Origin of the sequence: Caldicellulosiruptor naganoensis, assembly GCF_026914285.1 — a bacterium.
GTDB classification, from domain to species: domain Bacteria; phylum Bacillota; class Thermoanaerobacteria; order Caldicellulosiruptorales; family Caldicellulosiruptoraceae; genus Caldicellulosiruptor; species Caldicellulosiruptor naganoensis.
Window position 1 is genome coordinate 497,262 of record NZ_CP113864.1, and the last position, 23,130, is coordinate 520,391.

Below are 23,130 nucleotides of genomic sequence, written 5' to 3' on the forward strand. Positions count from 1 at the left end.
ATGACAAAGTCATACAGACTGATTCGAAATAGAGTTTCGGTTAGTTTACTGACATTGTTTTTACTTTTGTTAGTTGTTTCGGTTTTGGTGAACTATACCATACCACAAAAAAGTTTAAAAGAATCAATAGAGACTGGATTTTCAAGTGATACTGTAGCAACTGCTGAAGCTGTTGATAATTATTTTGGATATATAACAGAGATGTTGATGTTTTTGGCTTTGAATAGAGATTTATCTAATGTTTTGTCTATGCCTGAGAGTGATAGAAATAAGATTGAGAACGTAGCTTCTTATAATCTTGTTTTATCAGTCCTTAAGGATGCTGCGAAGAGATTGCAGGGAGATTTACTCATCACCGTGTCAGGCTATTCTCTATATGTTGATAAACAAGGGAAGGTTTTGACCAGGAAGCTTAAAGAGGAATCAAATTTTAGAAAATTGGCTGTTATTGAATCAGATATCCCAGTGGAAATTTATGCTGATAGCGAAAAGTTGAATTTTAGGATTAATATAGTCAATTTGCTTTCGTCCAAAAAAGTTGGTGAAATAAATCTTTGTATTCCAAAATCCAATTTGGAAAAACAATTAGATCAGTTTAAAAAGAAATACAATGTAGTATTATTAGCAAACAATTCAGAGATTGTTGGTAAATTTAATAAGAATACTGCTTACGTCAGCAAGAGTGTTGATACTTTAGATGGAAATTTTATATTGTATTTACAAATAAGTAAAAGTAACATGTATAAGGATTTGAAGATTATTCAACTGCTGTTTGTTAGTGTGTCAATTGTTTCTATAACTTTAATTGTATTCTTAGCCTTTTTTATTGCTCGTATTATAATGAATCCGTTATCGCATTTAAATGGTTTATTTTTAAGTGTTAGGGAAAAAGATTTTACTTTTAGTATTTTAGAATCAAATTTCAAAGACGAAATTGAGTACGTTTTTGATAGTTTTAAAAAGATTGTTGATTCTTTAAGAAAGTCTCTTAAAATTTTGAAAGATATAACCGGAAGTGGATACTTTGATAAGGAATATTATACAAAAATTGCTTCAAAAAGTAATGAAGTATACGACAGCATTTTTAGGACTTCGAATATGTTAGTGGAAAACTTCCAATATCAAGATAAGCTTTTGAATAAAATTTTGGACGAAGCAAAAACGTATTGCACAAGTCTGGATCATTTTAAGGATAGCATAAGGTCGCAAATGTTAAAATTGGATAGGTTAAAAGAAATTAACAGCAAAATAAAATTAGAATTCAATAAATCAGAATAAAATATTTCAGAGGTAAAAAATATTACCAAACTGTTTAGTGAAACGATAATTGAAATAAATTCCACATTTAATGAGTTGAAGAAATTGATAAATGATATGGATTCGAGAGTAAAGGCGTTAAAGCTTGTCGAGCTTTCGGCAAAGATTGAAGTAAGAAATGAAGGAAATATACAGTACTATAATATAGCTAACGTTGAAAATTTAACAGTCAGTATTCAGAATTTAGTTGACAATTTTAGATCTATCCTTCTTGAGAATGAAAATATGAACCAGAAAATAATTGAGGAAATTAGTAAGATAAGCAAAGTAATAGAAAAAATCCACAATTTATTGAGAATGCAAACAATATGCAACGAAAGAATTTGACAAATATTGAAAATTTATTTTTGCTTCTGCAAACTGTTATTGAGGAAGCCGAAAATTTAAAACAAAGAACTGACAAATTGGTACAAGAGATAGAAGAGAAGAGAAAAGATTTGACAAAAGCAATTGGTACTGTAGAAGATGTATTGAATAAATGTTTCGATCTAAAATATCAAGTAGAAGCTGTCATTAAAGAAACCAATACAATGAGCAGACTTATTGAAGAAGCAAAAGCCTACATTTCAGTGTATAAAATATAAGAAAATCAAAGAGATGCAAAAGGGGCAGAGTAAAATGATTACTCTGTCCCATTTTTGTTGTCAGTGAAAGTATTTTGTACATAGTAGGCACATAAGTGTTTTAAGCAACACATATTACATTTTGTGTTTTTCTTAACACACAACTGCTTGCAATGTTTAACAATTAAAGCATGAAATTCATTAAAAAGATAGGTATCATGCTTGATATTTGTCATAATTAACATTTGCAAATCATTATATGAAATTGTTTCACTCTGGATTAATCCGAGTCTGAAAAAGAGTCTTTTTGTATAGGCGTCAACAACAAAAATAGGCTTTTCAGCTCCATAGAGTATTATACTGTCAGCAGTTTCATATCCTATACCTTTTTGTGAGAGCAATTTCTCTCTCAGTTCTGGAATTTCAAGGCTAAAAAGCTTTTGCAAGTCAGAATTAAATTCGTTTTTCAAAAAACTACAAAAATCTTTTAATCTTTTAGCCTTTTGATTGTAATAGCCTGTTGGACGAATTAGCTGAGCTAAGATTTGGTCAGGAGTTTGCAGAATTCCTTCAATTGACAGAATATTCGCTTTTTTGAGATTTGAAATGGCTTTTTCAACTGAACTCCACGATGTATTTTGAGTCAAGATTGCACCAACAACCATCTCAAACTTTGTTTCAGCTGGCCACCAGTTTTGAGGACCCCAAAATTCGTGCAATTTTTGAAATATTTCACATAACTTCCGAGAAAGATCTACATCTTTCGGTTGAAAAGAACTGCTGTTGGTGTTCATGCGTCTGTCTTTACACTTCTCCTTTCTTTATGACAGTAAATTTGTACACAGATTTTAAAAAGACATTGAAAAAATCATTTGAGTGGTCACCTTTTATAATAGAAAGCAAAGAATAGTCCTCTGGACTTTTGCTTCTGTCGACATAGAGCGTTAGAACAATCATTTCTCCTTCAATCATAGAAGAATTTTTAGCTTTTGCAATTTCTCTAAGCGGGTAGAACATAACCGCAGCATTTATGTATTTTGACGAAAGGTCAATCTTCTCAATGTAGATATTATAAACTCCTGCTTCAAATAAATTTGATTCCAAAATCTGTTGCTTTATAAATTTTATCACTGGATTATAGTACTTCATCTCTGACGGTAAGACCTTATTTTTGTAATAGACTTTCTGCGATGAGAGCACATCCGAGTTTTTACTGCTTACAATATAAATAGCATCTGAAACCTTTTCTAAGTAAGTAGTAGAGTATACGGATGAGTATACACTATTAACTTGGTTGCCCTTTTTTGTATTTTCTTTGCCTGCTGATGTGATATAGTACTGCCTTTGATTATTAAAAGAATTTGTTTTTTTTGATTGCTGAGTATTGTCAACAATAGCCCAAATGATATACATGGGAACAAGTAAAAAGGCCAGTATTGTAAAGAGTTTGACTATTGTTTTATTCATTCTATCTCAGACCTCAAATCATTTTTTGTGTAATTAAATTATAGAGTATTTTTTCTAAAAAATCAGCAGCTAAAAATAAAGAATAACTGTTTTCAAAGGTCTATTCTACGAAATTTACAAATATCCTGTTTTAAAATCAGCAATGTACACAACAATATTTTTACAAATACAGTTGCTGAATTTTATGATTTTATGTTAAAAATGTGACAATTCAATAAAAAGTCAAGAAGGAAAATAAAAAATTTTGGCGAAATATTATAATTAGTTTATTTAATAAACAAACTAAAAAGAAGTGATTGGTGTGAAGAGTTTTAAAAAGTGGGTTGCTTTGTTTTTAGTATTTGCTTTTGCTTTGAGTGTTTGTCTTGCATCGCTTAACGCGCAAAAGGCATATAGTAGTGCTACATCAAGTGGTACAAAGAAGATTGTGTTCTGGCACATCCAGACAAATGAAGATGCAAAGAAGGTTATTCAAAGGTCGGTTGACCGATTTATGGCAGCAAATCGTGGAGTAAAAGTAGAAGTTGTTCCACTCCAAAATGATGCTTTCAAAACAAAACTCAAAATTGCGATGGGTGCAAACCAAGCTCCGGATGTTTTCCCAACATGGGGCGGTGGACAGTTCTATGAATATATCAAAAGTGGAAAAGTAAAAGATATAACTGCTTACATGAATGAGAAGAACTACAAAAACAGGTTCTTAGATGGTGCTATTAGTATGGTAACATTTGATAATAAGATTTGGGCTGTTCCAGTTGAGAATGTAGCGATAGCTATAATTCTTTACAACAAAGAGATATTCAAAAAGTATAATCTCAAAGTTCCTTCCACTTATGATGAACTCTTAAACATTGTTAAGACATTGAAAGCAAAAGGAATAGCACCGTTTGCATTAGCAAATAAGACAAAATGGCCAGGTTCGATGTTTTACATGTATCTTGTCGACAGGTTAGGTGGTCCTTCAGTTTTTGAAAGAGCAGCTAACAGAAAAGGTGGAAGCTTTGAAGATCCTGTATTTATTAAAGCAGGAGAAATGTTACAAGAGCTTGTGAGGTTGGGAGCATTTGCAAAGGGATATAACGGACTTGACTACGACACAGGACAATCAAGAATGCTTTTATATGCAGGCAAGGCTGCTATGGAACTCATGGGCTCATGGGAGATTTCTGTTATAAAGAGTGAAAATAAGAAGTTTTATGATAACAATTTAGATTTCTTCCCATTCCCGGCAATAAAAGGTGGTAAAGGTGATCCAAACAATGTTGTTGGTACATTGGGTGATAACTTCTATGCTATTTCAAGTAGGTGTAAATATCCAAAAGAAGCATTCAAGATGATTCAATACTTGATTGATGACCAAGCTGTAAAGGAAAGAATTCAACTTGGAAGAATTCCTCCTGTAAAAGGTGTTAAGTTAAATGATTCGAAACTTCAAAAATTAAGCAGCATAATAAGCAAGGCAAAACACGTACAACTATGGTATGACCAATATCTGCCACCACAATTAGCAGAAGTCCATAAGGATACATGTCAGGCACTCTTTGGACTTACAATGACACCGAAGGCTGCAGTTCAAAAAATGGAAAAAACAGCAAAAGCAGTATTTGGAAAATAAGAAATAAATAGAGTGTGTAACATTGGTTCCCTGTGGTGGGCAGGGAACCAATGTTGTTTAATAAAAACTCTTGTTCAGAAAGTAAAGGGCAGAAATGTTGAGGAGGTTTCTGCGGATAAACAAAACAAAAGACTCCGGTGTTTCAGAAAGGTTTGGCATTGTTCTATTTTTGCTTCCCACAATAATTCTCATTGGCGTGTATATAATCTACCCTATTATAATGTCTTTTTGGCTAAGTTTATATGAATGGGATGGAATTTCACCAACCAAGCAGTTTGTAAAGTTTAAAAACTGGGTGGATCTGCTTAATGACAGTGTCTTTTGGCATTCATTGACTAACAATATAAAAATAATAATACTTTCACTTTTGATTCAGATTCCACTTGCTATTTTAATCGCGGTTATAATAGACAGAGGGGGCAAAAGATTTGATATCTTCAAATCTCTCTTTTACTTACCTATGCTGATGTCCTCAGTCGCAATAGGTGTCCTTTTTAAATATGTTTATGACCCTCAATTTGGTTTAATTTCTGCAATTTTAAATTTACTTCACTTAGAGAATTTAGCCAAAGATTGGCTTGGAGACCCTTCAATAGCGCTATACTCTGTAATTGCTGTTATATGCTGGCAGTACATTCCATTTTACATGATATTCTTTATAGCTGCTATATCAAATATTCCTCAAGAGCTTTATGAAGCAGCTAAAATAGATGGTGCAACGCAAACTCAATATTTTTGGAAAATTGAAATACCTCTCCTGCTGCCCTCTATAAAAACAGCATGTATACTCTCATTAATTGGGTCTTTGAAGTATTTTGATTTGATATACGTTATGACAGAAGGTGGACCAGCTGGAGCAACTGAGCTTATGGCAACATACATGTACAAAAGCGCCTTTGCCTCATTTAAAATGGGCTATGGCAGTACAATAGCTTCGGCAATGTTCATCATTATAACGACTGCAGGAATTATTGCATACTTTGCAACAAGACAAAAAGAAGCTTGACTATAAAAGACCCTTAACTGCTCAAAAAAGTTGAGGTGAAAAGAGAAATGGGAATGAGAAAGGAAGTTAAAAAGTGGTTTATAGCTTTCTTAATTGTATGGGTTCTGATTGCTGACTTGCCATTTTTATTTATGGCTTTTACATCTTTCAAAACTCAAATGGATTTGCTAACAGGAGCGGTTTGGGAATTACCTAAGCAACCAACGTTTAGTAACTACTTGACAGTCTTCAAAGGCAACTTTATTTCATATTTCAAAAATAGTATCATCGCTGTTTCGCTATCTGTGGTTCTTATTTTGCTCATTTCATCAATGTCTGCATACGTGTTTGCAAGGGCTAAATTTAAGCTAAACAGTGCATTGTATTCTCTTATTATAGCAGGAATGGCAATTCCTATCCATGTAACTTTGATTCCTATTTATCTTTTGACAAAGAGAATAGGAGTTTATGATAACATATTCGGTTTGATTGGGCCGTATGTAGCTTTAAGTCTTCCTATGTCAGTGTTTATCTTAACAGAGTTTATGAGAGAGATTCCTGTTGAGCTTGAAAAAGCAGCTAAAATTGATGGATGCAGCTTTTTTAGAATTTACTCTGATATAATCCTTCCACTTTCAAAGCCTGCACTCATTACTGTTGCAATCTACAATGGTACTTACTTGTGGAATGAATTTATATTTGCTCTTGTGCTAACAAGCAGTCCTTCAAAGAGAACTTTACCTTTGGGGATTTGGGATTTCCAAGGTCAATATGGTTCAGACATTCCCGCTATAATGGCGTTTTTAACTTTGTCACTACTGCCGATGCTAATAGCTTATATCTTAGGCCAAGACAAGATTATAAAAGGCATGATGGCAGGTGCTGTAAAAGGTTAAAATGTTTTAATGAAGAATATTTCATGAACAAAAAGTTTTGAGTTATAATAATTTCCAAACACATTTTAAAAAAGGACATGAAGAGATGGGCAATCATACATTACTGAAACAGATTAATAAACTGTTAGTTTTAAAAACTATACTGGATAACAAGACAATCTCAAGAGCAAAGATTTCGAGACTTGTAGATTTAAATAAAGCCACTGTTTCAAATTTGACAGACGAACTTATAAGAGAAGGGTTTGTTATAGAAAAAGGTTATGGTCATTCAAAAGGTGGAAGAAGGCCAGTTTTACTTGAGGTAAATAAAAATGTTGGGCTCATAATTGGGATTGACCTTGGAGTAAACTATATTCACTTGGTTTTAACAAACTTTATTGGCGAGATAGTTTGGGAAAAGAGCGCAAATATTAGACTTGGGGAAACTCAAGAGAGAATCTTAGAAATTCTTTTTGAATTAATTAGCGACGCCATAAAAGTGGCTCCGCAGACACAAAAAGGAATTTTGGGAATAGGCATAGGAGTCCCGGGTATTGTTGAAAAAACCTCAGGCACAGTCCTTATTGCTCCTAATCTCCGTTGGAAAGATGTGCCTTTGAAAACAATGGTTGAAGAAAAATTTAATCTACCAGTTTACATTGATAATGAAGCAAACGCAGGTGCTTTGGGTGAAAAGTGGTTTGGCGACTGGGGCGATGTTTCTCACCTTGTATATGTGAGTGTTGGCATAGGAATTGGTGCTGGCATTGTCATTGGCGATGAGATTTACAGAGGTGCAAAAGGATTTGCAGGAGAGGTTGGGCACACAACTATTGATTTTAATGATGACGTATGTAGTTGTGGCAATGTGGGCTGCTTAGAGAATTTTGCTTCAGAAAGGGCACTTTTGAGTCTTATTCAAAAAATTGTTGAAAGCGGCTGGGAAGATGAGTATATAAACAAAAAGAATGTTGATAAATTGGATGCAAGTTACATAATAGATTCTGCAAAACTGGGAAGCAAGGTTGCATTGCACGCTATAAAAGATATTGCTAACAAGCTTGGAATAGGTATTGCAAATTTGGTCAATATATTTAACCCAGATATAGTTATAATAGGTAATAAAGCTTCGTTTATGGGTGACTTGTTTTTAGAAGAACTGAGGAGAATTGTCTTCAAAAGGTCATTTATTACACAATACCATCGTGTGAGGGTTGAAGTTTCAAGGCTAAAAGACAGAGCTTGCGTTTTAGGTTGTGTTGCAATGGTGATTTCTGATATGCTTGCATTTCCTGATTATGTTTAAAAGCAAGTTTTAGAAGGTGTGTTTATATGATGATGAAAAGGCTAAAAAGCAGGAAGTTGGGTTTTGTTCTTGCTTTATTGTTTTTAATAAACAGTATGATGTCGTTAAAATTTGTAGCTTATTCATCTGCAGAACAGACAAGTTCAAAAAAGAAATACATTGAATACAATTTTGAAAACAAAAGTGTCTCTCCATTAGTGAAACATCCATCTAATGTAACCTTAAAGGTTACAAATTCTACTTATGCAGAAGGATTGTATTCAGTACTGGTAGCAGGGAGAAAAAATGTAAGAGATGGAGTTGTAGTTGATATTACAAAACTTTTAGACTTCTCAAGAGAGTATGAAATTTCTTTTTATGCAATGCAAGCTACAAAAAAGCTTCAAAGAATTTCTGCAATCTTAGAGATTTTAGATTCAAGTGGTAAAAACCAACTTATTGTTGCTGAAAAGGTGTTATTGCCAAACATATGGACAAGGGTAAGTGGAAAAATCCAGGCCTATAATTACAAGAAGGCTAAGAAAATTAATTTGATTGTAAATATGCCAACAAGCAAAAGCGATTCTTTTTACATTGACCTGCTTGCAATAAAGGATTTAGAAAACGCTTATGTTCTCAAACAGGAGAATTTTGAGAACAAAAATACTGGCGGCTTTTTGCCCGAAGATAAAAACTGCAAGATAGCACTCACAAAAGACAAAGCTTACAGCAGCACTTACAGCCTAAAGGTTCAGCCATCTCAAAAGAGCAAGAATGGGAAGGTTTTCTTTCCAATAAAAGGATTGCTCCAGAAAAGTAGAACATATGATTTTTCAGTGCTTGTTTACCAAGACAGTTCAAAACCTGTTAGTTTCTTAGCAGGAATAAAAATAAACGATGGAAAGTCGACAAAAGAGATTGTTTTGACAAAACAGAACGTCACACCTAAAAAGTGGACAGAGCTAGTTGCAACTCTTGATCTTGATACCAAGTTTTCTGCAAAGGATGTTAGCTTTTTTGTAAAGCCGGCAGTTGCGATACCTTATTATATAGACCTTTACTCCATCGCAGATGAAAATTGGGGGCAGCCTATACCAGATTATAATCTACCCTCACTTTGTGAAAAGTACAAAAACTATTTCAAGATTGGAGTTGCTGTGCCGTATAGGGCTTTGACAAATCCAGTTGATGTAGAAGTGATAAAAAGACATTTTAACAGCATAACACCAGAAAATGAGATGAAACCAGAAAGCCTTCAACCTTATGAAGGTGGTTTTGATTTCAACATTGCAGACGAATATATAGATTTTTGCAAGAAGAATAATATCTCATTACGGGGGCACACTCTTGTTTGGCATCAGCAAACTCCAAGCTGGTTTTTTACAAATCCTGAAACAGGTGAAAAACTGACAAATAGTGAAAAAGACAAAAAGATACTTTTAGACAGGTTAAAAAAGCATATCCAGACAGTTGTTGGAAGGTATAAAGGAAAGGTGTATGCATGGGATGTTGTAAATGAGGCAATTGATGAGAATCAGCCGGATGGATATAGAAGAAGCGACTGGTACAATATCTTAGGGCCAGAGTACATTGAAAAGGCATTTATCTGGGCACATGAAGCAGATCCAAATGCAAAACTTTTCTACAATGATTACAGCACTGAAGATCCATATAAAAGAGAGTTTATATACAAACTTATTAAAAATCTAAAAGCAAAAGGTGTACCAATTCATGGAGTAGGGCTTCAGTGTCATATTTCACTTGACTGGCCGGATGTAAGTGAAATTGAGGAGACCATAAAGCTTTTTAGCAAGATTCCGGGGCTTGAGATACATTTTACAGAAATTGATATAAGTATTGCAAAGCACATGACAGAAGATGATGATGCATATACCCGTTACCTTCTAATTGAACAGGCCAAAAAATTAAAAGCAATTTTTGATGTTTTAAAGAAGTACAAAAATGTAGTTACAAGTGTTACCTTCTGGGGGTTAAAAGATGATTATTCATGGCTAAAAGGCGATTTGCCACTTTTATTTGACAAAGACTATCAGCCGAAGTTTGCGTTCTGGAGCTTGATTGACCCCTCAGTTGTGCCAGAAGAGTAAAAAGCTAATTATTGACTAAAATTTCAAAACTTCATATAATAAAGATTGAGAGAAAAAGTGAATATAGAGGCGATGGAGTTCGCCTTAAATTGCCATAAAGAAGTTCAAATACCTTGTGGCTGATAACTCCTGTCCGTATAAGATGCGGGCAGGAGTTTTTTGCTTTCTTAAAGAGTTTTAAGCCTTTTTAAAGGCTTTGGGGGGATGGATCTTGGATATTGTGTATTTTGAAATGATAGAAAACTTCAAAGAAGATAAGTGTATAATTTGCTATTTAAAAAACAAGGCAATGAACAAATTCTTTGACGATTTTCTGTACGAATCTGTAAATGACTATAGTCTGCGCGACAGAATCAGAAAAGGGGGGATATGTCCAGAGCATGCAAGAAAGTTAGAGTCGTTAGGTGATGTGCTTGCCCATGCCATTATATATTCAGACTTGCTAAGTAATTTTAAAAACAACCACCATATTGAGATATTGCCTCGAAAAAAGAAAGCTAAAGAACAAAATATGTGTGTCTTTTGTGAAAAGGAAAATGGCTTTGAAGATAACTACACAAGAGCGTTTTCCTACTTTTTTGCTGCCCAGTCTCAATTTAAGTCTGCATTTGCTGAAAGAGGCTTTATATGTCAAAGGCACTTAAATCAAGTTTTGGAGAAGACAACTTCTATATCTGTTCAAAAGGAACTTTGGTTAGTTATGGGGTCTAAGATAGACAAAATCTTGCATCATCTTGAAAAGATAAAAGAAAAAAATGACTATCGGAACATTCACATCAACTACACACCTGATGAAATCAGGGCATGGCACATGGCTGTTGAGTTTGTGGCAGGTACGTAGTGGATGTTTTCAAATCCTTTCTTGAATATTCACCTCTTTTATTTTTTGATTGACTACAGATTTTTCAAAGTTTATACTTTAAAAAGAGAGATGTTTTGACCATGAAATCAAGGTAAAATAACCTTTCAATAGCTTTTTTAATATAGAGATAAATTCTTTAAATTCCAAGAAGAAAGGACTGAAGTATACAGTGGAAGTAAGAACAAGATTTGCACCAAGCCCAACAGGGCACCTTCACATCGGTGGTGCAAGAACAGCTCTTTTTAACTATCTTTTTGCCAAAAGATATAGTGGAAAGTTTATATTAAGGATAGAAGACACGGATTTGGAAAGATCGTCTATTGAGTCTGAAAAGGTTATCATCGAAAGCTTAAGATGGCTTGGGATTGAATGGGACGAAGGAGTTGATGTAGGAGGTCCTTATGGACCATATCGCTCAACAGAGAGAGTAGATATTTACAAAAAGTATGTAGATGTTCTTTTCGAAAAAGGCTACGCATACTATTGTTATTGCACAGAAGAGGAGCTTGAAGCTCAAAGACAAGAGCTTTTATCAAAAGGGCAGATGCCAAGATATCTTGGTAAGTGCAGGAATTTAACAGAGGAGCAGAAAAGAAGATTTGAGCAGGAGGGGAGAAAACCAACCGTCAGATTCAAAGTACCAGAGGGTGTTAAGATAGTTGTCCATGACCTTGTGCGCGGAGATGTTGAGTTTATGTCAGATGACATAGGCGATTTTGTAATTGTCAAGTCTGATGGGATTCCAACATATAACTTTGCAGTTGTCATAGATGACCACTTAATGAAGATTTCGCATGTTATAAGGGGTGAAGAACATCTTTCAAACACTCCGCGACAGATTCTAATTTACAATGCACTTGGTTTTGAACTGCCACAGTTTGCCCATGTGTCTTTGATTTTAGGAAAAGACAGAACGAAGATGTCAAAGCGCCACGGCTCTACTTGGGTTGAGCAGTATAAAGATCAAGGGTATTTGAAAGAGGGACTCATAAACTTCTTAGCTTTACTTGGGTGGTCACCACCAGAAGATAGAGAAATATTTGATATGGAATATCTAATTGAGAATTTCTCATTAGACAGAGTTTCCAAAAACCCTGCGATCTTTGACATTGATAAGCTGAACTATATAAACTCTCAGCACATTAAGCTAAAATCATTGGATGAGCTGACTCAGATGTGTATACCATATTTTGTCGAAGCAGGATATATCAAAGAAGATGAAGCAAAGTCTAAGTTTGAATGGCTTAAGAAAATAGTAAAATCTGTGTATGAAGGGCTGGATTATCTATCTCAAATAAAAGACAAGGTTGATATCTTCTTTAACAATGAAATCAAAATAGAAGAAGATGAGGCAAAAGAGGTCTTAAAGTGGGAGCATGTGAAGGATTTAATTAATGTGTTTGAAAATAAGATAAAGCAGATGATTGAATTAACTCCAGAAGCTATTAGGCTACTTTTCAAAGAAATTCAAAAAGAGACAGGTTACAAGGGCAAAAACCTGTTTATGCCAATAAGAGTTGTTTTGACTGGTAAAACCCATGGCCCTGAGCTGGTGGAGATAATAGAGATTGTGGGTAAAGAAAACATACTAAAACGATTGGAATTCTTCAAAACGTGGTATAATTAGAGTAGATTTATTTTTGAGCTTTAGAAGGAGTTATGAAGAAGTATGTTTAAGTTTATCAGGATGATAAAAGAAGAGATGGATGTTATAATGGAAAAAGACCCTGCTTGCAAAAGCAGGCTTGAGACCCTTCTTTATCCAAGTTTTTGGGCAATAATATATCACAGGATTGCTCACTGGTTTTATCAAAGGAGGATGTACTTTATTGCCCGCTGGATTTCTGAAAGGGCACGACACAAAACAGGAATTGAGATACACCCTGGGGCAAAGATTGGCAGACGTGTATTTATCGACCATGGTATGGGCGTTGTAATCGGTGAGACAGCTGAGATTGGCGATGATGTGCTGATTTATCAAGGTGTTACATTAGGTGGAACAGGTAAAGAAAAGGGTAAGCGCCATCCTACAATTGGCAACAATGTCTTAATTGGTGCTGGGGCAAAGGTGTTGGGTCCTTTTAAAGTTGGAGATAACACAAAAATTGGTGCAAATGCAGTTATTCTTCACGAGGTTGAAGACAACTCAACAGTAGTTGGGGTACCAGGAAGGGTTGTAAGAAAAGAGAAAAAGGAAAAGCCAACTGTTGAAGAACAGCTTGACCAGATTAGATTTCCTGACCCGCTTGCAATGCAGATTTGCAGGCTTGAAGCAAGGATAGAAGCCTTAGAGAAAAAACTTGCCGAGTACGAAAGGAGATTAAAAGAGTATGAAGCTTTACAACACTCTGACAATGACAAAAGAGGAGTTTGAACCATTAGAAGAAGGCAAAGTGAAGATGTACGTATGCGGTCCAACTGTCTACGATTTTATTCACATTGGTAACGCCCGGCCTTTGATCGTATTTGACACTTTGAGGCGGTACTTTGAGTATAAAGGCTATGAGGTTATGTACATTCAAAACTTTACTGATATTGAAGATAAGATGATAAACAGAGCAAACAAAGAGGGTATAACTGTCTTTGAGCTTGCTGAAAGGTTTATACAAGAGTATTACAAAGACGCAGACAGGCTAAATGTCAAGCGAGCAACCAAGAGTCCAAGAGCAACAGAAGAGATTGAAGATATGATAGCCCTGATACAAAGGTTAATTGATAAGGGTTATGCATATGTTGTTGATGGAGATGTATATTTTAGAACAAGAAAATTTGCAGAGTATGGGAAACTTTCTCACAAGAACATTGAAGAGCTGATGGCTGGTGCGCGTGTTGACCCAAGCGAAAAAAAAGAAGACCCTCTTGATTTTGCCCTATGGAAGGCAAAAAAAGAAGGCGAACCAGCATGGAGTTCGCCTTGGGGTGAGGGCAGACCCGGCTGGCATATAGAGTGTTCTGTGATGGCAATGAAATACCTTGGGCAGACTATAGACATTCACGCAGGTGGGCAGGATTTAATCTTTCCTCACCATGAAAATGAGATTGCCCAGAGCGAGGCTGCAACAGGAAAGCCTTTTGCACGTTTTTGGCTTCACAATGGGTATGTGAATATAAACAATGAAAAGATGTCAAAGTCGCTTGGAAACTTTTTTACTGTAAGGGAAATTATCGAAAAGTACCATCCTGAGGCACTAAGGCTCTTTATGCTTCAAGCTCATTATAGAAAGCCTTTAAACTTTTCTCTTGATTTGATTGAACAAGCAGAAAGTGCGCTGAAGAGAATCTACACATGTTATGAAAATCTTGAGTATCTAATCAAAAATGGAACAATGTCAAATAGTAGCGACTGTGCACTTAAAGCATCACTTGAGCAGCTAAAGATAAAGTTTATAGATGCAATGGAAGATGACCTCAACACTGCCGAGGCAACAGGATATCTTTTTGAGATGGTAAGAGAAATAAATACACATGCAAATACGTGCTCAAAAGATGTGCTAATTTTGGCAAGAGACACTTTAAAAGAGCTTTGCAGCATTTTAGGAATCTTAGAGCAATATGAAGAGAAAAAAGATGAAATTCCACCTGAGATTTTAGAGCTTGTTGAAAAGAGAAATGAGGCAAGAAAAGCTAAAAACTTTCTTGAAGCGGACAGGATACGAGATGAGTTAAAGAGCTTAGGCTATATAGTTTTGGACACACCCCAAGGCACAAAGGTTGAGAGGGTGAGATAAATAAAGAAGGGCTTTTCCCACTTTTAGGTAATATTGTGGGCAAGCCCTTTTTTGCTCCATACTATTATACGATTTAAATTTACTATATAGTTGAAATAGCCAAATTTCCTCATATTTACAGCTATCATAAACATATTTAATTTTGGTACATTACGAAATACTGTTTCCAGTTCAAACTTTCTTGGTTCTTTGCCTCTTGGTTATGTTTACTTCAAATACCTTTCATTATATTGATATTAGACATCTTTTGGGAACCAAAATCCAAAGAATCATCGTCAATAGCTAAATGCAGTTTTGCCTTTTTATATTTTAAATCATAGATTTTATCATTATCATAACCATCATGAACATCGTTTTAAAGTTTCTGCTAAATAGAGATTTAGCTTATTTGTTTAATAATACTACTATTATTGTATACTTTTGGCATATCATCTAAAGATTATAACATCTACTACAAGTAAATTTACAAAGAAAATACTTTTTTCATTATTCACAGCTGAGCTTATAATTAATGGTTTTTCTTGTTCATTGAATTTCCAAGAAAAGTAATATTTACCTTACCAGACATAATAATATAGAGTCAAGATGCACTAATCTTGTGTATCTATGCTCTATAAATGCACATTTTACTTTTTATATCTCCCTGTATAATTATTTTTTTTATACTCGTATACTGACTCTACAATTCATACTGTTCAATAAATTTCTGATACTTTTTTATCATAGCCCTGAAACTCCTTTTACAATTTATTGTAATCTTTATAAAAAGTTTTTAGTGAGTTATACAATAATAGGAATAAGGACTAAAATATCTATACCTTTTTCCTAAAAATTTTACTCTTTTATACCTTACTCTCAATAGATAATTATGCTAAGTATCGTGCAAAAAACGACAAAATAATGAATATTTTTTCGATTTTTAAAAATTTTTATTGAAAATTTTTCTTTGAATTGGTATGATAAAAAGTATAATATAAACAACATATTAGGTTTTTAATTGAATATTGTTTGAAATATGTTAGAACTTTTAAGAAACAGAACGAAATATTTTACTAATTTTGTTTAAAAAAGTGTTATTTACAGGTTAAAGTGTAGTTAAGAATCTGTGAGAAATGAGTCTTGTGCTTGTAAAAATGAAAAATATTAAAAAAGTAAGAGGGTCTAAAAAATAAGATGAATAATTGAAAATCTGAAAATAATCGGGATATGAAGAGCAACTGCGAAAACAATATGAGAGAGTTTTGATGAGTCTTAATAACACAAGCCACAGAAAAGGGTAGCGACAATTCATAAAGTGGTTAGTAAGCATAAAATTCAATAAAAAATTAATAAATTGAGTTAATAAATAAATGACAAAGTATATACTTGATATGTAACAATATGTGATTTTCTTTTTGAGAACCCTGCAAGGTTTGTAGAGGAAGTGGTAAAGTACAAGGTATAAGGGCAGGATTTAGTATATTTTGGTTTATCCTTCTTTTTAATCTCTCTTCAAAATCTGATTGCTTTAAAAAGAGTAGTTAAGTTGTTTAGAGAGTTAAATGAAGGTTATACGAACAAGGCATGTTCCATCAGGATATTAGCGCATGGGACTTCATTGAAGGACTGGCAGTTGTATTTTCTTTACTTTTCGTAGGATTTTGTGCAATATATTATGGAATTTTAAAGTTGTTAAAAAAGAGCTAATTTCAAAAGTGGTTGTTGCAGCAAGTGTAATAAATTTTATTCCACTTGGTTGGGCTGTGTTAGTAAAGATTGAATTTCAGTATATTTTGGAAACGAAGAGTGTTGCTATCTTAGATCATCACAGTACTTTTTATCTGGAAGTGAATTTTAGTTCAGCGAAAATAATTTCGGTAAACAAAGGTTGATGAACAATTTACATAATAATCTTTGCATATATATTGATTATTTCAATTCTTCTGTTAGTTAGTAACTTAATTTTAAAAACTCAAATAAACAGTCTAGAGATGTAAAATAAAAGTGGATAACTAATTAGGTTGCGAAGCTATATGTGCCCAAAGAATGCACTTAAGCAAATTTAATAACTGGCAGAAGGTTAATAAATAAAGGGTGACTTAAAACGCTCACGTGTGAGCGTTTTAAGGAAATAGAATAAAAAAATCTAATGCGAAGGGGTGTAAGGTAGATGGAGACGAAGTCTCAAAAATCTATTGCTCCTTTAATTTTAGGTATATGTGGAGCTATTTTTTCCCTGCCATCTTTTTTGTGTACATCATGCGTAAGCGCTTTATTATCAGTTTCTAATGAAAAAAGTGCCAATGCTGCTGGTGGAGTTATTCTGGTAATGGGAATTATACAACTGATAGGGGGAATTGTGGGAGGAGTTCTAAGTTTGTCTAAAACTAAGGTTGCAGGAATAATATTTGTAGCAAGTTCGATTATTGCACTAATTGGTCTCTTTGTTACGCTATTTTCAAATATTTTTGTGTGGATAGTACTGATCTTATATGTGATTGCTGCCATTATTTGTTTTGTTCAAAAGGTATAAGATATTAAAATTTAAAAACAAAAATCATCTGCGCTAATAGTAAATAGGATTAAAGGGAACTACTTGGAATATTCCAGGTAGTTCCCAATTGAAAAATAAATTAACATGTTGAGCAATAATAACTGAAATTGAACTTCAATTGTGCAGTAAGTGAAGGTGAAAAAATGGAAGTCGAGTTGCATAAATCAATAAATATTGATTCTAATATTCCGTTTTATAATATATTAGGCGGAATTGGTTTTACAATAGGAGTTTATTTATTTATTAAAGAACTTAGGGAAAAAAAGATTAGTCCTAATATGCAGACATTTTTTTTATTTCTTTACATATTTTCTGCACTTTGTGGATTGGTACTTGCCAACGTAGGAAATTGGTTTATTAAACCGGGCATATTGAGACTTCCATTAAGTGAAAGATTTCAGAAAGCGGGTTTCACATTTTACTTTGGTGTTATAGGTTTTTTTGTTATTTCTTACGTATTGTTAAAATTGTTTAAAGTAAAAGAATCCGCAGAGATCTACAATAGTGTCATACCTTCTTTATTAATATTTCATTCATTTGGTAGAATTGGGTGTATGTTTGCAGGCTGTTGTTACGGTAAAATAGTAGATTGGAAACTGTTCAATATTTTTGAAATCAAAAGATTCCCAACTAGAGAAGTGGAAGCAATATTTCTTTTTGTTCTTTTTTTAATAATGAAGTACAAGGTCAAATCTAATAGAGTTTTGCTCTATTTTCTGTCGTATCCAATATTTAGATTTTTTATTGAATTTGGACGAGGAGACAACAGAGGTGTCTTGATTACTAGTTATTTTTCTCCCAGTCAATTGATCTCTATAGTATTATTTCTAATTGCTTTTATTTATCTTTTACACAGGGAGGTAATAAAAAGAGTGAAATATTACAGAGCAGATTTGGATGTTTGAAATTAAGTTTAAATCAAACAATTGTAACTATTTATATTGATATTAGAAAAATTGGTTTTTGGTTGTTTTCAAAAAAGAAATACAATTAGTGTCATATTTAAGTTGTCAGAAATTTGATATTAAAAGTCAAATATTTAAATTTATCTCGAGTTTTATTGGAATATATTGAAGAAGGTTTCTAAAAAACATATTATAAACTGGTAAAGAAGGTGTACAATATTTTATTGTCCAAAATGTGGTGAAAAAATAGATGAAAAGACATTTTTTTGTCCTGCCTGCGGTTATACAGAATACACATTAAATAAGTCCACTTCACTGGGAATGAATTCATCAAAGACATTTTTGGATAAGTATTTTGAAGATTCATCTGAGTTTAAAAACATGACTTTTAATATTAATGTAAATTTTAAAAAACTTAAACTTAATAAAAAACAGATTATACCAATTATTTGTATGAGCTGTTTTATTATAGTGTTTATAACTATCGGAATTATTTTTTCTTCACTAAACTCTCCTGAGAAAGCTTATACAAACTTCAAAAATGCTATAGAGCAAAAAAATGTAAATTTACTCTCAGAATGGCTCTGTTTCGAAAATGGAGATAAAATAGATAAGAACTATTTAGAAAAATTGTTACAACTGATGGATGAAGAAAGTACTTATAAAACCACAGTATTAGAAAAGCTAAAAAATGACGTCTACATAATCACAGGTGAAAAGCCACGGGAAAAAGGGGCATCACTTCTTGATACCTTGGTTGCAGAAGCAGTTGCAAATTTTGACTCTAATTTTAATGATTTCAGTATAAAACCTGTCGGCAATGTACTTTTTTTCTTTCCTAAATATCGTGTTGTTCCAAAACAGTACTTTATTGAGGTAAGTTGTGACACAAAAGGGGCTAAGATCTACTTAGATGGGAGGGAAAAGGGCACAATTTTAGACACAAGTTCTTTGCTTTCTTTTGGACCGTTTGTTCCGGGAAAGTATTATAATGTAGAAGCAAAATATAGCGGGAAGTATGTAACTTTAAGCGATTCTGATCAAGTTACTCTTTGCCATAATTTTTCAAATAAAAATAAAATTTTAGTAGAATTAAATTTAAATCCTATTTATGTGGCTGTAGAATTTGATTTTGAAGATGCCGAGCTTATTGTAGACGGAAAAAAGACCGGAATAAAGGTTAAAGAGGCAAAAAATTTTGGACCTGTGTCTTCAAATAATGAATTTGCTGCTATGGTTGCTCTTCCAATAGGTACAGTAAAAACTCAGAGTAAGAGAGTAGATACATGGAGTGGAAAAGTTACTATTCCCACTTTGGTAGCAAATGATGATGTAAACAAGCCCATTTTTGAAAAAATAGCTAATACCATAAATGAATTTAATAAATCATGGGCGTTAGCAATGAGTGTAGAAGACGTGAACAGAATTGTTTATTGCAGTGATGAGTTGAAACAGTATTACCAGGAGAACAGAATAAATGAGTGGAAGCAAAATGGTAAAAAGTATATTGGTAAGCCTACAAAAATGATATATAACTTTGGGACTCTTACTTTGCTAAAAGATGGCGAAAATTTTGGATTTAATGTTACTATAAAAGAATATTGGAAATTTGCTGTTTATAGTAAAGATGAATCGCCGCCAAATCTTGACAATATAGATGAAGAGGAGGAAACTCATGTTTATACTATGTGGTGGGACAATAATTCAAAATGTTTCAAAATAAAAGATATTAGCTCAAAATGGTTTTATGATTGGCCTGATGATGGCAGAATTGAGGAATATAAGTTAGATGAGGGGAGTGTTATACAATGAACAAGTGTCCGAAGTGCGGCAGAGAGTTTGCAGAGAATGAGGTTTGCAATTGTGAAATTGAAATTACTAATGATATTAAAAATGAAGAAAAAAACAGAAATATTTCCAATTTTGTAGGTACAAATTATGAAGAAAAGAAAGAAGAAAGTCCAACTAATATGAAGACTTCACAAATTAGTGAGCAGCTTAACAAAAGCTTGAACTTAATTATGAAGTATATTGTTAGTATCATTAAATTTGCAGTTGAATTTATGAAATCTCCTACCATGTTTCTCGAAAAAATTATAGCTTATCAAGATATCAAAACTGGCTTAGTTTACCTAGGAATTACATTTATTCTGCTTTTCTTTCAAAACATAATAGCTATAAACAGAGGAATTGATCTTTTAAATGATCTTGTAAGTGCGTTTAATAAATCAATATTTGGTATCCCAAGTTTTTCATATAGAATTGAAATAAATGGCTGGGAAGTTTTTAGCAAAATGTTATTTGGATTTGGATTTTTATATATAATCTTTTGTGGTATTTATTTTGGTATTTTGAACTTATTTAAAGAAAAAACTGATTTTAAAGCTATCGTAGCAGCAGTAGGAGTAAACTTTATACCTATTGGATTTGCTGCTTTAGGAGGAATAATACTCCAGTTTATTTCATTCTGGCTATTATTTATAGTATGGAGCTTTTTAGGATTGGTTCATCTATTTCTTTAATTACTGTTCTGCAAGAATTATTTGCTCAGGAAAAGATTCAAAAGCGTTGTATGTGACAACAATTTCATATGTATTGATGTTAATTTTGATTTTGTTATTTCTTCAAACAACAATAAAAACACAGATTAAAAACTTTGGAATATAAATACGGCAAAGTTTTATGTTTGAAAAACTGCCAATCCTTTATCAAGAAAAGCCTATTTGTTGCCTATATAACTATGTATTTTAATTTTTGTTGATGGTTGGACGACAATAATAAGCGGTAATGTCTACATGTAAAAAAGTAAAATCAAGGATGCAACAGATAAGTAAATAGAAATTATGTTCAATCAAGATAAAGGGCTCATTGTCGAGAGTTGGGGTGGGCATTCTGAATGCCCACCTTTCAATTTTATCGTGTATGTGTTTAATGACAAAAATAACAATTATAACTATTTGATTACAAAAACTTGTCAACCTTTTCTATCCCCTACAGAAAAGGTATTTTTCAAATATTCACATACCTCATCTTCTTAGTTTGTGCAACTATACAATGTTCACTTCTTAAACCTTTTGTGATTCCTAAATTCATATGCTTTCATTTTTAACACCTTTACTTTATTATATCAATATGGAGGTAGCATCAATTTATTTTATAACCTTCTCCTTAGTATTTTCGCACATTATTTCGCTGTGGTAAATATCTCTACACCTATTTTCGAGGTTAACAATGAATTAACTCATTTAAATTTTAGGTTTCATGAATTATAATAAATTTGGAACAATTGGTAGTCAGGTGTTTCATATGATACATGCGACATCGAAAATTACTGGGAGGGGACAAGTATAGTAGCCAGTTGAGATAAGAAGGATTAGTAGGGAGGGGGGGTGACAGTGTCCTTTTCACTGCGCAAGATGATGGCAAAGTTGTAATTAAAGTTATAAAAAGGATAAAACTATCAGAGTCTGGGGGTTTTCTAAAGTCATCAATCGTATTTACAGATTTGGGACATGAAGCTGAGGCTACAAAAGAAATCTGGGTAAGCAAAAGAGTAAAGGGGATACAATATATTGAAAAAAGTATAGAGTGAAGCGAATTTAATTTTGAAATATCTATCTTTTGCATGACCATGAGGAGTTTTTTCAGAAAGTTCAGAAGATTATGCTTAAAGCCGAGCAAGGAAAATTAAAACTGCTTGTTGTACCAATTACAATCGCAGAGGTTGTATGGACTCTAGAGTTGTTTTATAATGCCAAAGGATGAAATAGCTAATATTCTGATGCATTCATATGCTCAGATGGTATTGAAGTAGAAGAAGTGGATGTTGTTCTTTTTGCACTCAAAAGTTATAAAGAAAGCAATGTTGATTTCATTGATGCATATCTTTCTCATCACATGGCAAAGTCAGGAAACAACAGGGTATTTACTTTTGATAAAAAGCATTTTTCAGGGCTTAATGCAGAGATTGTGAATACAGATTAGGGTACAAAGTGAGAGAGTAATAACGATTTTAAAGCTTCACCCCCTCCATGGCTGATTCTCAAAAGGAACGTAGTTATCCTCATCAACATCAAACAAATACACATAAGTCCAAGCTTTCAAAATGTCACCTTTCTCAAGTACAACCTCAACCTCTTTTCTTTTGTAAAGCTCCCCCTCATCCTCAAATTCATCTATTTTATTCAATATGCTTGAGTCAATTTGGTAAACCTCACCCAGAACCTTTGAGTTCTCTTTTGGCACTATTGCTGGGTACCAGCTTACCTTGTAAAGGCCAAAGCCTTCTAAGATGGCTTTTCCTATAAATTTACAGCCATTGAGCAGAAAGTTGTGGCTGTTATGAGAAAGAAGGCTGCCATAGACGAAAAGGTACACTTGCAAATATCCCCCTTTTTTAATTTTCAAATTTTGCCAGCGACTTTTTTTCTGTGTTCAGGAATCATCTTGATCAATCTCACATGAGTCTTCATTGCAAAGACAGTATTTTAGTTTATATCCAAAATAGTTATACTTATCAGCCCAGTCGCACATCATATCTAAAATAGGAACTACTTCTTTTCCTTTCTCGGTTATTGTATATTCAACCTTTATAGGTACTTCTGGGTAGACCTTTCTTTCAACAAGTCCATGCTCCTCAAGCTCACGAAGCTGTTTTGTTAAAATTCTGTGGGTAATATCAGGGATTAAGTGTTGCAGCTGAGCAAATCTAAGTGTTCCATATTCACCTAAATACCACAAAATAAGTGGTTTCCATTTCCCGCCTATTACCTCAAATGCAACTTCTATCTCACATGTTGCTTCCTTGACTTTTTGCTTTTGAGCCATGACAAAAACACCTTCCTTTAGTATCATCTATGATACTTTATATCCAAAAAGTGCACTCTT

The 23,130-nt window shown here is 33.4% G+C and carries 21 protein-coding genes, 1 pseudogene and 1 riboswitch; of the genes and pseudogenes, 18 read left to right on the top strand and 4 right to left on the bottom strand.

Annotated features, from left to right (window positions below; all coding sequences use genetic code 11):
- The 3 genes from OTJ99_RS02280 (at position 1) to OTJ99_RS02290 (ending at position 1,901) form a co-directional block, all read left to right on the top strand.
- Positions 1 to 1,278: a methyl-accepting chemotaxis protein gene (locus OTJ99_RS02280; RefSeq protein WP_162182155.1), complete on the top strand. Its 1,278-nt coding sequence runs from the start codon at positions 1 to 3 to the stop codon at positions 1,276 to 1,278.
- 96 nt (positions 1,279 to 1,374) lie between these two features.
- Complete coding sequence (locus OTJ99_RS02285) at positions 1,375 to 1,644, top strand: hypothetical protein (RefSeq protein WP_157841355.1); 270 nt, start codon at positions 1,375 to 1,377, stop codon at positions 1,642 to 1,644.
- On the top strand, positions 1,626 to 1,901 hold the full coding sequence (locus OTJ99_RS02290) for a hypothetical protein (protein ID WP_045165402.1): 276 nt from the start codon (positions 1,626 to 1,628) through the stop codon (positions 1,899 to 1,901). Before OTJ99_RS02285 ends, OTJ99_RS02290 begins: the two co-directional genes overlap by 19 nt.
- Positions 1,902 to 1,939: 38 nt before the next feature.
- On the opposite strand, the gene OTJ99_RS02295 is transcribed toward OTJ99_RS02290, so the two are convergent.
- Positions 1,940 to 2,674, bottom strand: a complete 735-nt coding sequence (locus tag OTJ99_RS02295) for an endonuclease III domain-containing protein (protein ID WP_045165401.1) — start codon at positions 2,672 to 2,674, stop codon at positions 1,940 to 1,942.
- 10 nt (positions 2,675 to 2,684) lie between these two features.
- Positions 2,685 to 3,347, bottom strand: a complete 663-nt coding sequence (locus OTJ99_RS02300) for a hypothetical protein (protein ID WP_045165400.1) — start codon at positions 3,345 to 3,347, stop codon at positions 2,685 to 2,687.
- A 301-nt stretch (positions 3,348 to 3,648) separates the two neighbouring features.
- Here OTJ99_RS02300 and OTJ99_RS02305 point away from each other — a divergent pair, with 301 nt between their 5' ends.
- From OTJ99_RS02305 to OTJ99_RS12980, 15 genes and pseudogenes are all read left to right on the top strand, one after another.
- The gene (locus OTJ99_RS02305; RefSeq protein WP_045165399.1) at positions 3,649 to 4,962 is read left to right on the top strand and encodes an extracellular solute-binding protein; all 1,314 of its coding nucleotides are present in this window, start codon (positions 3,649 to 3,651) and stop codon (positions 4,960 to 4,962) included.
- A 94-nt stretch (positions 4,963 to 5,056) separates the two neighbouring features.
- Entirely contained in the window at positions 5,057 to 5,968 is a 912-nt protein-coding gene (locus OTJ99_RS02310; RefSeq protein WP_108720936.1) for a carbohydrate ABC transporter permease, read from the top strand.
- Positions 5,969 to 6,015: 47 nt separating this feature from the next.
- A complete protein-coding gene (locus OTJ99_RS02315) occupies positions 6,016 to 6,843 on the top strand; it encodes a carbohydrate ABC transporter permease (RefSeq protein WP_045165398.1) in 828 nt (275 codons plus the stop codon).
- A gap of 85 nt (positions 6,844 to 6,928) precedes the next feature.
- On the top strand, positions 6,929 to 8,128 hold the full coding sequence (locus OTJ99_RS02320; protein ID WP_045165397.1) for an ROK family transcriptional regulator: 1,200 nt from the start codon (positions 6,929 to 6,931) through the stop codon (positions 8,126 to 8,128).
- A gap of 26 nt (positions 8,129 to 8,154) precedes the next feature.
- Positions 8,155 to 10,215, top strand: coding sequence for an endo-1,4-beta-xylanase (locus OTJ99_RS02325; protein WP_083943527.1), 2,061 nt, complete (start codon positions 8,155 to 8,157; stop codon positions 10,213 to 10,215).
- A 59-nt stretch (positions 10,216 to 10,274) separates the two neighbouring features.
- Positions 10,275 to 10,354: riboswitch (Fluoride riboswitch) on the top strand.
- 81 nt (positions 10,355 to 10,435) lie between these two features.
- Entirely contained in the window at positions 10,436 to 11,056 is a 621-nt protein-coding gene (locus OTJ99_RS02330; protein ID WP_235374728.1) for a DUF6062 family protein, read from the top strand.
- A 190-nt stretch (positions 11,057 to 11,246) separates the two neighbouring features.
- Positions 11,247 to 12,704 carry a glutamate--tRNA ligase gene (gene gltX, locus OTJ99_RS02335; RefSeq protein WP_045165395.1) on the top strand — a complete coding sequence of 486 codons (1,458 nt, stop codon included), beginning with the start codon at positions 11,247 to 11,249 and terminating at the stop codon, positions 12,702 to 12,704.
- Positions 12,705 to 12,746: 42 nt separating this feature from the next.
- Positions 12,747 to 13,451 carry a serine O-acetyltransferase gene (gene cysE / locus OTJ99_RS02340; protein ID WP_045165394.1) on the top strand — a complete coding sequence of 235 codons (705 nt, stop codon included), beginning with the start codon at positions 12,747 to 12,749 and terminating at the stop codon, positions 13,449 to 13,451.
- Entirely contained in the window at positions 13,408 to 14,805 is a 1,398-nt protein-coding gene (gene cysS / locus OTJ99_RS02345) for a cysteine--tRNA ligase (protein WP_045165393.1), read from the top strand. The genes cysE and cysS overlap by 44 nt, the downstream gene beginning before the upstream one ends.
- 1,640 nt (positions 14,806 to 16,445) lie before the next feature.
- Entirely contained in the window at positions 16,446 to 16,676 is a 231-nt protein-coding gene (locus tag OTJ99_RS02350; protein WP_045165392.1) for a hypothetical protein, read from the top strand.
- Positions 16,677 to 16,954: 278 nt separating this feature from the next.
- Positions 16,955 to 17,317, top strand: a complete 363-nt coding sequence (locus tag OTJ99_RS02355) for a hypothetical protein (protein WP_045165391.1) — start codon at positions 16,955 to 16,957, stop codon at positions 17,315 to 17,317.
- A gap of 164 nt (positions 17,318 to 17,481) precedes the next feature.
- Positions 17,482 to 18,243, top strand: coding sequence for a prolipoprotein diacylglyceryl transferase (locus OTJ99_RS02360; protein WP_045165390.1), 762 nt, complete (start codon positions 17,482 to 17,484; stop codon positions 18,241 to 18,243).
- 321 nt (positions 18,244 to 18,564) lie between these two features.
- Positions 18,565 to 20,055, top strand: a complete 1,491-nt coding sequence (locus OTJ99_RS02365; protein WP_052671483.1) for a TcaA 3rd/4th domain-containing protein — start codon at positions 18,565 to 18,567, stop codon at positions 20,053 to 20,055.
- Complete coding sequence (locus OTJ99_RS02370) at positions 20,052 to 20,765, top strand: hypothetical protein (protein WP_045165388.1); 714 nt, start codon at positions 20,052 to 20,054, stop codon at positions 20,763 to 20,765. Before OTJ99_RS02365 ends, OTJ99_RS02370 begins: the two co-directional genes overlap by 4 nt.
- Before the next feature lie 1,090 nt (positions 20,766 to 21,855).
- A pseudogene (locus OTJ99_RS12980) lies at positions 21,856 to 22,227 on the top strand (PIN domain-containing protein).
- A 36-nt stretch (positions 22,228 to 22,263) separates the two neighbouring features.
- Here the strand turns inward: OTJ99_RS12980 and OTJ99_RS02380 are convergent.
- Positions 22,264 to 22,620 (bottom strand): gamma-glutamylcyclotransferase family protein, encoded by a 357-nt coding sequence (locus OTJ99_RS02380; protein ID WP_045165387.1) that lies wholly within the window; start codon positions 22,618 to 22,620, stop codon positions 22,264 to 22,266.
- 57 nt (positions 22,621 to 22,677) lie between these two features.
- A complete protein-coding gene (locus OTJ99_RS02385) occupies positions 22,678 to 23,070 on the bottom strand; it encodes a winged helix-turn-helix transcriptional regulator (protein WP_045165386.1) in 393 nt (130 codons plus the stop codon).
- Positions 23,071 to 23,130 lie beyond the last annotated feature (60 nt).